Origin of the sequence: Blautia wexlerae DSM 19850 (assembly GCF_025148125.1) — a bacterium.
Classification (GTDB): Bacteria; Bacillota; Clostridia; order Lachnospirales; family Lachnospiraceae; genus Blautia_A; species Blautia_A wexlerae.
In genome coordinates, this window is sequence record NZ_CP102267.1 from 2,287,132 (window position 1) to 2,301,399 (window position 14,268).

At 44.1% G+C, this 14,268-nt stretch carries 12 protein-coding genes; all 12 read right to left on the reverse strand.

Annotation, left to right across the window (positions count from 1 at the left end):
- Nucleotides 1–11: 11 nt before the first annotated feature.
- The 12 genes from NQ550_RS10695 to NQ550_RS10750 all read right to left on the reverse strand — a co-directional run bounded on the left by NQ550_RS10695 (nucleotide 12) and on the right by NQ550_RS10750 (nucleotide 14,260).
- Complete coding sequence (locus tag NQ550_RS10695) at nucleotides 12–2,678, reverse strand: heavy metal translocating P-type ATPase (RefSeq protein WP_025579041.1); 2,667 nt, start codon at nucleotides 2,676–2,678, stop codon at nucleotides 12–14.
- 119 nt (nucleotides 2,679–2,797) lie between these two features.
- A complete protein-coding gene (locus tag NQ550_RS10700; RefSeq protein WP_022381400.1) occupies nucleotides 2,798–3,115 on the reverse strand; it encodes a metal-sensing transcriptional repressor in 318 nt (105 codons plus the stop codon).
- A 273-nt stretch (nucleotides 3,116–3,388) separates the two neighbouring features.
- The gene (locus NQ550_RS10705) at nucleotides 3,389–4,708 is read right to left on the reverse strand and encodes an MATE family efflux transporter (RefSeq protein WP_044996468.1); all 1,320 of its coding nucleotides are present in this window, start codon (nucleotides 4,706–4,708) and stop codon (nucleotides 3,389–3,391) included.
- 121 nt (nucleotides 4,709–4,829) lie between these two features.
- The gene (gene miaB, locus NQ550_RS10710) at nucleotides 4,830–6,230 is read right to left on the reverse strand and encodes a tRNA (N6-isopentenyl adenosine(37)-C2)-methylthiotransferase MiaB (protein ID WP_022381402.1); all 1,401 of its coding nucleotides are present in this window, start codon (nucleotides 6,228–6,230) and stop codon (nucleotides 4,830–4,832) included.
- A gap of 143 nt (nucleotides 6,231–6,373) precedes the next feature.
- Nucleotides 6,374–7,273, reverse strand: coding sequence for a M14 family zinc carboxypeptidase (locus tag NQ550_RS10715; protein WP_008703215.1), 900 nt, complete (start codon nucleotides 7,271–7,273; stop codon nucleotides 6,374–6,376).
- Between the two features lie 151 nt (nucleotides 7,274–7,424).
- Nucleotides 7,425–9,545: an LPXTG cell wall anchor domain-containing protein gene (locus NQ550_RS10720; RefSeq protein WP_025579038.1), complete on the reverse strand. Its 2,121-nt coding sequence runs from the start codon at nucleotides 9,543–9,545 to the stop codon at nucleotides 7,425–7,427.
- 137 nt (nucleotides 9,546–9,682) lie between these two features.
- A complete protein-coding gene (locus NQ550_RS10725) occupies nucleotides 9,683–10,933 on the reverse strand; it encodes a glutamate-5-semialdehyde dehydrogenase (protein ID WP_022381405.1) in 1,251 nt (416 codons plus the stop codon).
- Between the two features lie 14 nt (nucleotides 10,934–10,947).
- Nucleotides 10,948–11,505 carry a 5-formyltetrahydrofolate cyclo-ligase gene (locus tag NQ550_RS10730; protein WP_008703219.1) on the reverse strand — a complete coding sequence of 186 codons (558 nt, stop codon included), beginning with the start codon at nucleotides 11,503–11,505 and terminating at the stop codon, nucleotides 10,948–10,950.
- Entirely contained in the window at nucleotides 11,483–11,704 is a 222-nt protein-coding gene (locus NQ550_RS10735; RefSeq protein WP_008703220.1) for a DUF896 domain-containing protein, read from the reverse strand. Before NQ550_RS10735 ends, NQ550_RS10730 begins: the two co-directional genes overlap by 23 nt.
- Before the next feature lie 93 nt (nucleotides 11,705–11,797).
- Nucleotides 11,798–12,655, reverse strand: a complete 858-nt coding sequence (proB, locus tag NQ550_RS10740; RefSeq protein ID WP_022381406.1) for a glutamate 5-kinase — start codon at nucleotides 12,653–12,655, stop codon at nucleotides 11,798–11,800.
- Between the two features lie 103 nt (nucleotides 12,656–12,758).
- Nucleotides 12,759–13,253, reverse strand: coding sequence for an rRNA maturation RNase YbeY (ybeY, locus tag NQ550_RS10745; RefSeq protein WP_025579037.1), 495 nt, complete (start codon nucleotides 13,251–13,253; stop codon nucleotides 12,759–12,761).
- Nucleotides 13,250–14,260, reverse strand: coding sequence for a PhoH family protein (locus NQ550_RS10750; RefSeq protein ID WP_008703224.1), 1,011 nt, complete (start codon nucleotides 14,258–14,260; stop codon nucleotides 13,250–13,252). The genes ybeY and NQ550_RS10750 overlap by 4 nt, the downstream gene beginning before the upstream one ends.
- Between the last annotated feature and the right edge of the window lie 8 nt (nucleotides 14,261–14,268).

Sequence of the window (14,268 nt, forward strand, 5' to 3'; positions counted from 1 at the left end):
TTTTTGTTTTTTTATTCCTGTGTAATACCGGTTACTTCATAGCCGGCTTCTTTGATCACTTCGCGGATCTTATCCTCGTCCAGTTTCTCCGGAGCATGGATCACTGTGGTTCCTTTTTCATGGAAGGAAACTACATCTTCCACTCCAAATGCCTCTTTTACTGCCTTTGTCACATGTGCTTCACAATGTCCACACATCATTCCTGTTACGTTTACTGTGATTGTTGTCATTTCTTTGTTCTCCTTGTTTTCTTTTATATTTTCCTGATCTTTTGGATCATGAATTTCACTGTTGCAAAAATCTGTATTCTCTGCTTTCAGACTTCTGTTTTCTGTTACATTTTTCATTTTTGCATTATCTGAAACATTATCTGAAATATAATGGATTTCTTCCACATTCTGTTTTATTTTTTTGTCTCTGGAAGCATCATGTACCTTAAAGAGATTCAGTCTCAGTGCATTGGTTACCACACAGAAACTGGAAAGGCTCATGGCAGCTGCACCAAACATGGGGTTCAGTGTCCATCCGAAAATCGGAATCCATACACCGGCTGCCAGTGGAATACCGATCACATTGTAGAAGAATGCCCAGAAAAGATTCTCATGGATATTTCTCAGTGTCGCCCGGCTTAAACGTATGGCAGCAGGTACATCACTGAGCCGGCTCTTCATTAATACCACATCTGCGGCATCAATGGCAACATCTGTTCCTGCACCGATCGCGATACCGATGTCTGCCCTGGTAAGTGCAGGGGCATCATTGATTCCGTCTCCTACCATGGCAACCTTTCCCTGTTCCTTCAGAGAACGGATCACGCTTTCCTTGCCATCCGGAAGAACACCTGCAATTACATCGTCCACTCCTGCCTGTGCTCCGATCGCTTTTGCTGTGCGTTCATTATCACCGGTAAGCATTACTACCCGGATTCCCATGTTCTGCAGTTCTTTTATTGCCTGAGGACTGTCCTCTTTTATAACATCTGCCACTGCGATCATGCCGAGAAGCTTCCCGCCTTTTGCAAAAAGAAGTGGTGTTTTTCCTTCTCCTGCAAGTTTTTCTGCCTGCTTCATCAGTTCCGGTGATACAGAGGTTTCATTGCTGATAAATTTCATATTTCCGCCTGTAAGCACTTCACTGTTTAATGCTGCACGAAGACCGTTTCCAGGAAGAGCCTGAAAATCAGAAACCTTCTGCAAAACAATCTTTTTCTCTTCTGCTCTGGCAATAATGGCTTTTGCAAGAGGATGTTCACTCTTCTTCTCAAGTGCATAGGCATAGCCTAAAAGCTCTTCCTCTGAGATTCCCTTTGCAGGAACCATATCTGTCACCTGCGGTTCACCCTTTGTGATAGTTCCTGTCTTATCTAATGCAACGATCTGGATTTTACCTGCTTCCTCCAGGGATACTGCTGTTTTAAACAGGATTCCGTTTTTGGCCCCCATTCCGTTTCCTACCATAATGGCAACCGGTGTGGCAAGCCCAAGGGCACAGGGACAGCTGATGACCAGAACAGAAATACCTCTGGCAAGTGCATATCCGAACTCTTTTCCTGCCAGCAGCCAGACAATGGTGGTGACAACCGCAATACTGATAACTGTCGGAACAAAAACTCCGGAAACCCTGTCTGCGATTTTGGCAATAGGTGCTTTTGTTGCAGCCGCATCACTGACCATCTTAATAATCTGGGAAAGAGTAGTGTCCTCGCCTACCCTGGTAGCTTCGCATCTGATAAATCCGGACTGGTTTACGGTTGCAGCAGAGACTGCATCTCCCGGATTCTTGTCAACAGGAATACTCTCCCCTGTAAGTGCCGCCTCATTGACAGCACTGTTTCCCTCAAGGACCACTCCGTCCACCGGAATGTTCTCACCGGGACGTACCACAAAAACATCACCTTTTCGGACCTGTTCGATGGGCACTGTAGCTTCCTGTCCATCCCGGACAACAACTGCTGTCTTAGGTGCCAGCTTCATCAGACCTTTCAGCGCATCCGTTGTCTTTCCCTTAGATCGGGCTTCCAGCATTTTTCCAACTGTGATCAGGGTAAGGATCATGGCTGCAGATTCAAAATAGAACTCCATCATGTAATTCATAACTGCTGCAGAATCTCCGTCCACCTGTGCTCTTGTCATTGCAAAAAGTACATAAACACTCCACAAAAAGGATGCCATGGAACCAAGTGCTACAAGGGTATCCATATTTGGTGCACGATGCCACAGACTCTTAAAGCCGCTGATAAAAAATTTCTGGTTAATGACCATTATGATTCCGGCGAGAAGAAGCTGCACCAGTCCCATGGCAATATGATTATCATTAAACCATGCCGGAAGAGGCCAGCCCCACATCATATGTCCCATGGAAAAATACATCAGCACAAGCAGAAAGCCTACAGATGCGATCAGCCTTCGTTTCAGTGCCGGTGTTTCATGGTCTTCCAGTGCCTCCTCTGCCGCAGAAGCAGATATCTGCTCCCCGGATACCCCCTTTAAGGACGCTCCGTATCCTGCATCCTGTACAGCCTTGATGATCTCACCTGCACCGGCAGTTCCTTCTACTCCCATGGAGTTAGTCAGCAGACTGACCGAACAGGATGTCACACCCGGAACCTTGGATACGGCCTTCTCCACTCTGCTGCTACAGGCCGCACAACTCATTCCGGTTACATTGTATTGTTCCATTTCTATTCCTCCTTACGACTTGTTGTCCCTTACCTGATATCCCCTGCTCTGCTGCTTTGCAGTTCCCGGATCTTTGTTCTGCTGTACTCTGATTCTATAATAATCTGGACACACAGCTTTCACTTCATCAGTTTCTGCAAAGTAGCCACCAGCTCATCGATTGTATCATCCTTGCCCTCGCGGATATCTCTTGCCACACAGTTGCGGATGTGGCTGGCAAGCAGTTCTTTGTTAAATGCATTCACTGCTGCGTTGACTGCTGCAGACTGGATCAGGATATCGTTACAGTATGCATCATTCTCCAGCATACCAATAATTCCTCGGATCTGTCCTTCCACACGTTTAAGACGGTTGATCAGCTTTTTTCTCTCCTCCTCAGAACGCATTGTATGTTTAGTGCAACAGGAACAGACTTTTTTCTCCTGTGTTTCTGCCATATAGGAAATCCTCCTTCTGATTTTTATGAATAGATTCTGTTTTATATAAATTTCTGAAATATATAACGATTTCAAAATACCCTTATGGGGTATCTTTACAATAGTCACTATATACCCTTATGGGGTATTTGTCAATACTGTTTTTTCATATCGGAAACAAAAAGATTACTGTGGTTGCTGTGAACGGGTAAACAGTAACAAAAAAGAGCTCTCACAGAAAATAACCGCCGGCAATATTCTGCCGGTAATTATTTTTCGCGAAAGCTCCAAGACCTATACTCTATGCACTTTTCTTCTGACAAAATAAAAACAGGTGACCTGCATAATGATCGTCAGCATCCAGGATGCAGGATAGGAAATAAACAGAACAGCCAGTGATCTGTGATGCGGGAATATTCCAAATATCCATACGATCCTGGTTCCTACTGTTCCGATCACTGACAGGATCATTGGAACGCCGGAATGTCCCATTCCACGCAGGGCACCCGGAAATAGATCCATAATCCCGCAGAGAAAATAAGGTACGGTAGTGTAAGACAGGATTTCCAGTCCGCAGCGGATTACTTCCGGATCGGCAGTATAAATCTTAAGAATCTCAGAACCGAAGAAATATGCACCGCATCCAAGGGAAAAGGAGGTAACTACGGAAATAATAAGACAGTCGACCAGAACCTTATCCATACGTCTAAATTTATGCACACCATAGTTCTGACTGGTAAAGCTCATACATGCCTGTGTGACAGAGTTCACCGCCACATACAGAAAACCGAAAATATTATTGGCCGCCGTATACCCTGCCATGGCGGTCGATCCAAAGGAGTTAACCGAGGACTGAAGCAGAGCATTTGACAGATTAATGACTGTGCTCTGGATCCCGGCCGGAATCCCAACCTGGAAAATCTGTTTTAAGTAAACAGTATTGATCCTTAATTTTCCAAAATGAAGCTGGTAGCTGGTTTTCGATGTACGCAGACATCTGAGTACCAGAATGCAGGAAATTAACTGGGAGATCACAGTAGCAATGGCTACGCCCGCCACATCCATATGAAACATGATCACGAGGATCAGATTCAGTACTGCATTTACAACACCGGAAATAACCAGAAAGATCAGTGGACGTTTCGTATCTCCTACAGCCCGCAGAATCGCAGCTCCATAATTATAAAGCATAAAAAACGGCATACCCAGAAAATAGATTTTCATATACAGTGCAGACTGTCCGATCACATCATCCGGAGTACCCATCAATTCCAGAGCCCATCTGGAAAAAATCAGTCCCACAAATGCCATGACGATACCGCTTACCAGTGCAAGAGTTACAGCTGTATGAACGGTATCTGACATTTCCCGGTCTTTTCCTGCCGCATAGAACCGGGCAGCAAGTACATTCGCACCAAGTGAGATACCAATAAACAGATTAGTAAACACATTGATCAGTGCTGTGGTTGAGCCTACGGCTGCAAGTGCCTGACTTCCGCTAAATCTTCCCACCACTATGATATCCACAGCATTAAACATCAGCTGCAGGATTCCGGACAGCATCAGCGGCAGTGAAAAGGAAATCAGCTTGTCCATGATGGTTCCGTTACACATATCTATTTCGTATTTATTTTGTTTCACTTTTATCTTCCACCCTTTATATCTAAATTGATATGGGCTTCTGTAGAAGTCCTTTATATTACTGTTCGTAAACAGTTAGTATTTTTCAATGTTTTTATTCTGCAAGGCTTCCGAAATAATAGAATCCCTTGCAGGTATCCAGTTTTACTTTTACATATTTACCGATCAGATCCTGACATCCCGGGAAATGGACCAGAAGGTTATATTCTGTTCTTCCTGTAAAGATACCTTTTTCTCTGCTTTCTTCCTCTACAAGGATCTCCTGAACAGTTCCCTCGAAACGAGAAGAAGCCTTTCGGCCTTTTTCCTGAACCAGAGCAAGAAGACGGTCAAAACGGTCTTTTACCACATCCTCAGGTACCTGATTCTCCATTTTGGCAGCAGGTGTGCCGCTTCTTTTGGAATAGATAAAGGTAAATGCAGAATCAAAATCACATTTCTCCACAACATCCAGAGTATCCTGGAAATCCTCTTCCGTTTCTCCCGGGAAACCAACGATAATATCTGTAGTAAGGGAAATATCCGGTACGGCATTACGGATTTTGGCTACAAGCTCCAGATACTTTTCTTTGTCATAACGGCGGTTCATGATCTTTAAGATTCGGCTGCTTCCGGACTGCATGGGAAGGTGGAGGTGATGGCACACTTTTTTGCTCTCTGCCATTGTCCGGATCAGTTCATCAGACAGATCCTTCGGATGGGAAGTCATGAAACGGATTCTCTTTAATCCTTCAATTGCTTCCACCTGTTTCAGAAGCTGTGCAAAAGTAACCGGATGTTCCAGTGTCTTTCCATAGGAATTAACGTTCTGTCCCAGAAGCATAACTTCTGTCACACCGTCAGCTACCAGACCCTTGATCTCTTCTATGATCGCCTCCGGTTCGCGACTCTTCTCTCTTCCTCTTACATATGGTACAATACAGTAACTGCAGAAATTATTGCAGCCAAACATAATATTGACACCCGTTTTAAAGGAATATTTACGGTCAGAAGGCATACCCTCCACGATTTCATCAGATTCCTTCCAGACATCAATGATCTGTCCCTCCGTATTTAAGCTTCTGTAGAAAAGCTCCGGAAACTTATGGAAGTTATGGGTACCGAAAACCAGATCAACAAAAGAATATTCTTTGTGGATCTTCTCAATTACTTCCGGCTCCTGCATCATGCAGCCAAACAATATAATCTTCAGTTCAGGATTCTTTTTCTTAATACTTTTCAGATGGCCAAGATGACCGTAAATCTTCAGGTTTGCATTCTCCCGGACTGTGCAGGTGTTATAGATGACAACATCTGCATCTTCTTCTCTGGATACTTCTGTATAGCCCATACGTTTCACGATACCGGCCACTGTATCCGTCTGCAGGGAATTCATCTGGCAGCCTGCATTCTGGATAAAGAAAGCTGGCGCATTTTCATATTTTTCCTTCACAAGCTCTGTACATTTATTGATATATTCTAACTGTATTTTACTTTCCTGTGTATTATTATTCACTATTGATTCCTCATCTTTCTGTTTACAACATTTCGGGGCACTCTTTTTATCATACAGAATCTATGGCTTTATGTCAAACGCTAATCTCTGTTTTTATTACTTTTTATTTTCGGATACAGTTTTTCTTTGACTATGTGACGGATTTATGCGTTTGCCAATATGCCGCTGTTTAGAGAATAAAGATATTCAAGTGGAATCAGACGCAGTTCTTCCATATCGTCCTTGCGGTATTCCGGAATCTCAATTGCCAGAGAGGGCTGACGGATCACTTCCGCATAAAACTGTTCCGGAGATCCCATCTCAGGTTTTGCTCCGGCTTTTTTGACTCTCGCACCACCTGCAATCCCTTTTTCCAGACGATAGCCGGAACATTTCTGTAAATGCCTTGCCAGTCTGTAATTTTTCTGATTGTAGGCAAAGCCTTTCTCCTGTCTGCAGTAAACGATCTTCCCTCTGGAATAACTGAATGTAAGCAGGCCAAGGCTTGAATATTCCTGAAAAATGCTGATCAGGGCACGAGTCTCATTCTCACTGGCAGGCTCCTGATTCACTCTTTTCCGCTGATAATAATTAGTCGGAAAATTTCTGCGCAGATCAATTCCCCTGGCATTACATTCATACTCTTCCACAGGCCTGTCCTGCATTTTCAGCATCTGTCTGTGGATGGGATTATGTATGGCACCATATCCGTATTCACATATCTCATAGCTGTCAGGATTCAGCATGGGGATCATACAGATACGAACCTTATCCAGAAGTTTACGAACTTCATAACTTTCTCCGATAGTCCAGTTGCTTTCATAGGATCTGCAGTAATCTTTTGCAATGGACAAAAGATATTCCGGGAGATTTCTGTCTCCGCTTTCCACTCCGCTCAGACAGATAATGCAGGTATCACCCTTTCCAATCTCAAGCATGGGGATCATTCTGTCATCATGACTTCTTCCGATCACTCTGAACTGGACAAAATTTCCATATCTCTGTCCGAGTTCCCACAATGCGAAGTATATTTTTTCATAAGTTCCCATCTGTTCTGTTGACATACATTCTCTCCTCCTTTTTGGCAAATGTTCAGCAGCCTGGATCAGATTCCGGATTCTGACCTGTATGGACGGCTGAATGGCTGCCTTATTATTATATATATGAAAAGAGACAGGCCATAAGACCTGTCTCTTAAAAATAATTGGATTATATTTACATTTCTTTTTTACGTCTTCTTATCAGTACGTAACCACCTGCAAGAACAGAAGCTGCAGCAAGAGCCAGCATAGTTCCGACCGGTGATTCATCACCTGTGGATACTGCTGATTTCGCTGTTCCGTTTGTTCCGTCTGCATAGGTTGTCGGAGTTACATCTGTAGTTCCTCCATCTGTAGTTCCGTCGCCGGATCCGGTTCCGTCTCCGTTTGTTCCGTTTGCACCTGGTGTGGTAGTGGCCTGTGTCAGAGGAGCTGCCTTGAACTGATAGGGCAGAACTTCGGAAGCATCTGTTTCCTGCCAGTCATTTCCACTGTATACCTGTTTTGCATATTTAATGTAAATAGTATATGCTTTTTCGGCATCTGTATAAATACCGCTCTTGGCACCAATTTTCCAGGATGTGTTCCAGGTTGACGGGTTAGAAGACATACTCCATCCTACAGGTACCCATCTGACATCACCTTCTCCCGGATTATTGTTCTGTGTACCTGCACCGATTACCTTGAAGTCATAGAAAGTATTCGGATAGAACACAAGTGCTTTCTCAAATCCCTGTACAACACTCTCTTTTACATCGGGTACTACCGGAGTATGAGATGGTGTAGGTGTAACAGGACGTTCTTTTGAATCAGGCTGGAACATTACAGAGCCATAATTACTCTTATCCTTATCACTGATCACACATACATAAATATCAACATCATAGTCAGGAAGATCAGTAACTTTTGCTGTTACATTTGTATCAGCCTCAATAGGAGCACCTACTCTGGAAGTATCGATTGTCGGTGCTTTCTCACCACGTTTTACCCAGTCAATATAATAGGTACCTTTTACATTTGACTGGAACTTAATTTTAACAGTACCACTTCCGGACCATTTGCATTCTTTTCCTGTTACTTTCAGTTTTTCTTCTGCAGGAGTTGGGGTAGGGGACGGTTCTGTTGTACTGACTAAAGTTCCGTCTTCTCCGATTTTAAGGCTAGAATCTCCCTCATATGTAATCTGAGAAAGAACATCCGCCAGTTTCACATCAGTAACAGCGTCACCCAGCTTTACGACTGTTCTTCCGGCGTTAGCCTCCTGAACAGCAACACCAATGGCAGAACCTGTAACAGCACCGCTTACATTGATTACACCGTCTTTGGCAAGCACAAGGTTACTTGCAGCTTCAAAAGAATTTGTAACGGTATTTCCTGTAACACTTAAGGTTCCCTGAATATTTACAGTTCCTTCACTGTAAATTGCACCACCTGCTGCAGCGGAGTTGGCTGTAATCGTGCCATTCTGAAGATATACGTTTGCACCGGCAGCATTATTAATCGCACCACCATTTCCTGTCGTGCTGTTTGCTGTGATTGTACCTCCTAAAAGATATGCATTCGCACTGTTGTTGATTGCACTGCCATCTCCTGTTGTAGTATTACCTGTCAGAGTTGCTCCATCAGATAAAGCATAGTTACCACTTATCACTTCAACAATAGAACCAGTAACCCCTTCACCAGTTCCATCAACAATTAAAGTACTGTCAACAGCGCCTGTTGCCGCATCTTCTGCCGAACCTGCCATCTGAAGATTACCACCATTTACAGTAAACATGCTTCCGATAAATCCTGCCGCACGTTTAATAGTCGCATCTTCTGCTGCAACCAGCATAATATTTTTATTAGAAGGAACATCAACCGTAGCACTGATTTCAATATCACCTTTTACTTTGACGTACTTTGTCTCATCGGTCATATCTGCACTTTCAGGTACTGCCTCAAATGCTTCAGCAAGTGTTGAATAAGAATGTCCATTAACTATAATAGCAGATCCTGCCTCAGCAGCCTGCTCATCAGTTTCTTCAGCAGCCGGTGCCTCTGTAGGATCAGCTGTTGTTTCGGCAGGAGTTTCAGCCGGATCTTCCGGTGTCTCGGCTGGATCTTCGGCTGGTTCCTCAGGAGTTTCAGCCGGATCTTCAGAAGGTTCTTCTGTATCTGCAGAGTCAAGTTCACCTTCCAGTTCGCCTTCGGCTGATGTCTCAGCAGCAGTATCTGCTGCAAATGTGGCTGTCGGTGCCATTCCTACAGACAGGGCACCTGCCATTAATAATGCAAAAAGTTGTTTTTTTCTCATTGTATGTCCTCCCATAGATGAGTTTTAGTTAAAATCACTACTGACACCATCCGATTTCTTATTCCCCACGAAGCAGTCAGTAATCCCAAATCTGAATTGAAGTATAGCACATCCCTCAGAAAAAATCAATGTGCTGTCTATGGGCGTACCTGTCCGTTTCCATAGATGATATATTTCGTTGTGGTCAGAGCCAGAAGTCCCATAGGTCCCCTCGCATGAAGCTTCTGTGTGCTGATACCGATCTCTGCCCCGAAACCGAATTCAAATCCATCTGTAAAACGTGTGGAGGCATTGACATAAACTGCCGCAGCATCCACTTCATCCAGAAACTTCTGTGCATGTTCATAATTATTGGTAATAATTGCCTCTGAATGTTTTGTATTATATTTATTGATGTGAGCAATCGCCTCTTCTACAGAAGAAACCACTTTAATAGAAAGAATATAATCCAGATATTCTTTGCCCCAGTCTTCTTCTGTTGCGTGTACAGCTCCCGGGATCAACGCATAAGCCGCTTCATCTGCGCGGATCTCCACATGTTTCTCCTGCAGACGCTTTGCAAGGACTGGAAGCAGGGCATCCTTTACATCTTTATGTACAAGAACAGATTCGCAGGCATTGCAGACGCCTACTCTCTGAGTCTTGGCATTCATGATAATGTCTGCTGCCATCTCAAGGTCTGCGGTTTCATCCACATAAATATGGCAGTTTCCAGTACCGGTCTCAATCACAGGGATGGTGCTCTGCTCCACTACGGCTTTGATCAGGCCTCTGCCGCCTCGCGGGATGAGTACATCCACATACTGGTTCATCTTCATGAATTCTGCTGCTGTCTCTCTGGATGTATCAGAAATCAGCTGAATCGCATCCTCTGTCACGCCCTGTTCATTCAAAGTTTCCCTGATACAGTTTACAATGGCCTCGTTGGAATGGATCGCATCACTTCCACCCTTTAGGATTACTACATTACCGGTCTTAAAGCAGAGTGCAAATGCATCCGCAGTTACATTCGGTCTTGCTTCATAGATAATTCCAATCACGCCAAGAGGTACTCTCTTCTGCCCGATCAGCAGTCCGTTTGGGCGTTTTTTCATCCCGGTTACTTCCCCGACAGGATCATCCAGGGCTGATACCTGGCGCAGGCCCTCTGCCATTCCTTCAATCCTGCTCTCTGTGAGAAGAAGCCTGTCGATCAGCCCATCAGGCATATGATTCCTTTTTCCGGTTTCCACATCCAGCCTGTTGGCATTGATCAGAGTCTGTGCATCCTTTACCAGTTTGTCTGCTACTGCAAGAAGTACTTCATTCTTTTTGTTTGTAGAAAGATTTCTCATTTCTGTTTCAGCTGCCTTCGCATTCATGCCAAGGCGGTTCAGCATTTCATTCATGTTCAGGTCCCCTTTCAGTCAGTAAGATAGCATATCTCCTCTTCTGTTACTATGATCTGCGGACAGATATCAGTAGGTTCTGTGGGAACCTCCGGCAACATCTGAAAAGAAAATGCAATGGCAACTCTTTCAAGCTGCGGATGTTTCTCAAGATAACGGTCATAGAAGCCACCGCCGTATCCGACTCTGTGATTTGCTCTGTCAAAAGCCACTCCCGGCATGATCATAAGAGCCTTTGACCAGTTGACGATTTCCCCCGATACAGGCTCAGGAATCCCAAAATATCCGGGTTCCAGCCGGGCAAAGTCTGTCAGCTTATAAAATACCATATCCTTTCCCACAACCTTGGGAACTGCAACCTCCTTGCCGGCCTTCCATGCTTCTTTTATAAGATACTCTGTGACAACTTCATGGTTGTAATCTGCATATACCAGAATGCGGTCCGCATTCTTAAATGCAGGAAGTGCGGTCACTTTGTCAGTGATCGTGCGGCTCATTGCCTCTATCTGTTCATCTGTGTGCAGCTTTCTTTCTGCGAAAATCTTCTTTCTAATGTCTTTTTTTGATTCCATATTTTTCACCCAGATTAATGATTGTTCCGTCTTCCTGCTGAACATCCACATTGTCCAGCTGAGCGCGAAGGTTCATGCGGACAGATGCAATATATTCCTTGCGCAGCAGTTCTCTTTCTTTTTTCTCTTCTTCAGTAAGCCCCACACTTTTGGCTTTATGTGCAAGTGCATTAATGCGGTCGATTTTCTCAACTTCCATAGTTCTTCCTCCTGTTTTTTGTCTGCGGCAGTCTGTCTGTAAACACTGCCATTTACTCTGTGAATGTCATTTGGCACCGGTAAATTTCCGGTATTATAACAGTCTGTCAATAATATCGATCAGATAAACTTCTTTTTTGGACTGGCTTACAAACAGCGTACCGTACTTGCGGCCCTCTGTGATCTTATGGATAATATGGAAATCGGCTCCGTTTGCGATTACCATATCTACGCCTGCTGCAGAAGCGATCTGTGCTGCTGTCAGCTTAGTAGCCATTCCGCCGGTTCCTACCTTACTTCCGGAAGTACCTTTTCCCATGTTAAGCAGATTATCATCCAGATTTTCTACCACATCAATGAATTTTGCATCAGGATTAGTATTGGGATCATCTGTAAAAAGACCATCAATATCTGATAACAGGATCAGCAGATCTGCCCGTACAAGTGCAGCAACCATTGCAGACAATGTATCATTATCTCCGAATTTCTCCAGATTCTGAAGCTCATAGGTGGAAATGGAGTCATTCTCGTTTACAATGGGAATCACTCCCAGGCTGAGCAGTTCATCGAAAGTATTCTGAGCATTCTTTCGGTTAACATTATTAACCATAGTATTTTTGGTCATAAGGATCTGAGCGGAAAGCTGATTATATTCAGAAAAAAGTTTCTGATAAATCATCATCAGTCTGGCCTGTCCTACTGCTGCACATGCCTGTTTTCCTTTCAGTTCTGTGGGTTTCTCATGCATTCCAAGAGCTGCCACACCTGTTGCTATAGCTCCTGAAGAAACCAGTATGACATCTTTTCCCTGATTGCGAAGGTCACTGAGCTCTCTTGCCAGCACTTCCAGTTTGCGAAGGTTCAGTCTTCCTGTCTCCGAATGAGTCAGGGAAGAAGAACCGATCTTAATTACAATACGTTTTTTATCTTTAAGTCGTTCCCGGTAATTCATCTTTTTGTTACTCCATATAAATATATTTTTGTAACTGTTCAGTGTCTTTACAGTTACGAGACAAAATCCATCAGAAATTGCCTGCAATAACAGAATTTGAAGATCAGCGTGTAATCCCAAGCTCCCCCAGGGCTTTCGCCTGTTTTGCCTCCATGACTGCCGCTTCCCCGGGAGTCATATGGTCATATCCCAGCAGATGCAGCATACTGTGTGCAACCAGAAAACAGAATTCTCTTGTCACACTGTGTCCGTATTCCTCTGCCTGCGCAAATACCTTGTCAACTGAGATCATGATATCTCCAAGAAGAAGTTCGTCTGTATCCAGATCAAAGTAAGATTCATCTTCCTCCACAATATCATATCCTGCCGGTGTCTCAAAAGGAATCATAGGGAAGGATAAAACATCCGTAGGTCTTGCGATATCGCGAAACTCAGTATTAACTCTCTCAATCTCTTCGTTATCTGTAAGTACAAGATTCACCTGTGCATCATAGGGACATTTTTCCATTTCAAGAACCTTGTCAGCTACCTTTACTGCCAGTGTCTCATAGTCGATCCCCAGTTCACGCTCTGTCTCATAATCAATCTGCATGTTCATCGTTCATTTACCCCGTTTCTGCGTCTTGCCGGTCTTTCAGGTTTTTGTTTCTTCTCGTAGGCATCATAAGCCTGTACGATCTGCTGTACCAGAGGATGACGGACAACATCCTTGCTGGTAAGCTGGCAGAAGCCAATGTCATCTATTTTTTTCAGTACTTTCATTGCCACGTCAAGTCCGGATGTGGTATCTCTTGGAAGATCTTTCTGTGAGGCATCTCCGGTGATGATAACCTTTGAACCAAATCCGATACGTGTCAGGAACATCTTCATCTGTGCCGGAGTAGTATTCTGTGCTTCATCGAGAATGATAAATGCATTATCCAGTGTACGTCCGCGCATATATGCAAGCGGTGCAACCTCGATCAGGCCGCGCTCCATATTTTTCGCAAAGCTGTCCGCTCCCATGATCTGGTACAGTGCATCATAGAGTGGTCTCAGATAAGGATCTACCTTGCTCTGCAGATCTCCCGGAAGAAATCCCAGCTTCTCACCGGCCTCAATAGCAGGACGTGTCAGGATGATCCTGCTGACCTCCTCATTTCGGAAGGCTGTGACAGCCATTGCCATCGCCAGATAGGTTTTGCCGGTACCGGCAGGACCTACACCGAACACGATCATTTTTTTGCGTATCTGTTCTACATAATCTTTCTGCCCCAGTGTTTTGGGCTTGATAGGTCTGCCCTGTATGGTGTTACAGATAAAATCTTTGTCTATTTCTGTGAGAACTTCATTTCTCTGCTCCATTGCCAGAGAAAGAGCATAATTGACATTCTGTTTCGTGATCGTGTTGCCTCTTTTTGCAAGTACTGTCAGTTCTTCTATCAGTTTCTTCGCAGAAGCCGCATTCTGTTCATTGCCAAGTATCTTAAGGATTCCGTCTCTGGAGATCACTGTCACATTCAGTGTTCTTTCAATTAGCTTAAGATGCTCATCAAACTGGCCAAATACATTTGCTTCCAGTTCTGCGGGGACTTCTGTGTGTAATTCAATAATATTGCCAGCCATCCTGTGAT

Excerpts from the sequence above, each read along its gene's own strand:
- NQ550_RS10700 (WP_022381400.1), bottom strand. The coding sequence starts at position 3,115 with ATGGCAGAAACACAGGAGAAAAAAGTCTGTTCCTGTTGCACTAAACAT.
- NQ550_RS10735 (WP_008703220.1), bottom strand. The coding sequence starts at position 11,704 with ATGGAAGTTGAGAAAATCGACCGCATTAATGCACTTGCACATAAAGCC.
- NQ550_RS10705 (WP_044996468.1), bottom strand. The coding sequence starts at position 4,708 with ATGTGTAACGGAACCATCATGGACAAGCTGATTTCCTTTTCACTGCCG.
- NQ550_RS10750 (WP_008703224.1), bottom strand. The coding sequence starts at position 14,260 with ATGGCTGGCAATATTATTGAATTACACACAGAAGTCCCCGCAGAACTG.
- NQ550_RS10695 (WP_025579041.1), bottom strand. The coding sequence starts at position 2,678 with ATGGAACAATACAATGTAACCGGAATGAGTTGTGCGGCCTGTAGCAGC.
- NQ550_RS10725 (WP_022381405.1), bottom strand. The coding sequence starts at position 10,933 with ATGAATGAAATGCTGAACCGCCTTGGCATGAATGCGAAGGCAGCTGAA.
- ybeY (WP_025579037.1), bottom strand. The coding sequence starts at position 13,253 with ATGAACATGCAGATTGATTATGAGACAGAGCGTGAACTGGGGATCGAC.
- NQ550_RS10730 (WP_008703219.1), bottom strand. The coding sequence starts at position 11,505 with ATGGAATCAAAAAAAGACATTAGAAAGAAGATTTTCGCAGAAAGAAAG.
- proB (WP_022381406.1), bottom strand. The coding sequence starts at position 12,655 with ATGAATTACCGGGAACGACTTAAAGATAAAAAACGTATTGTAATTAAG.
- NQ550_RS10715 (WP_008703215.1), bottom strand. The coding sequence starts at position 7,273 with ATGTCAACAGAACAGATGGGAACTTATGAAAAAATATACTTCGCATTG.
- NQ550_RS10720 (WP_025579038.1), bottom strand. The coding sequence starts at position 9,545 with ATGAGAAAAAAACAACTTTTTGCATTATTAATGGCAGGTGCCCTGTCT.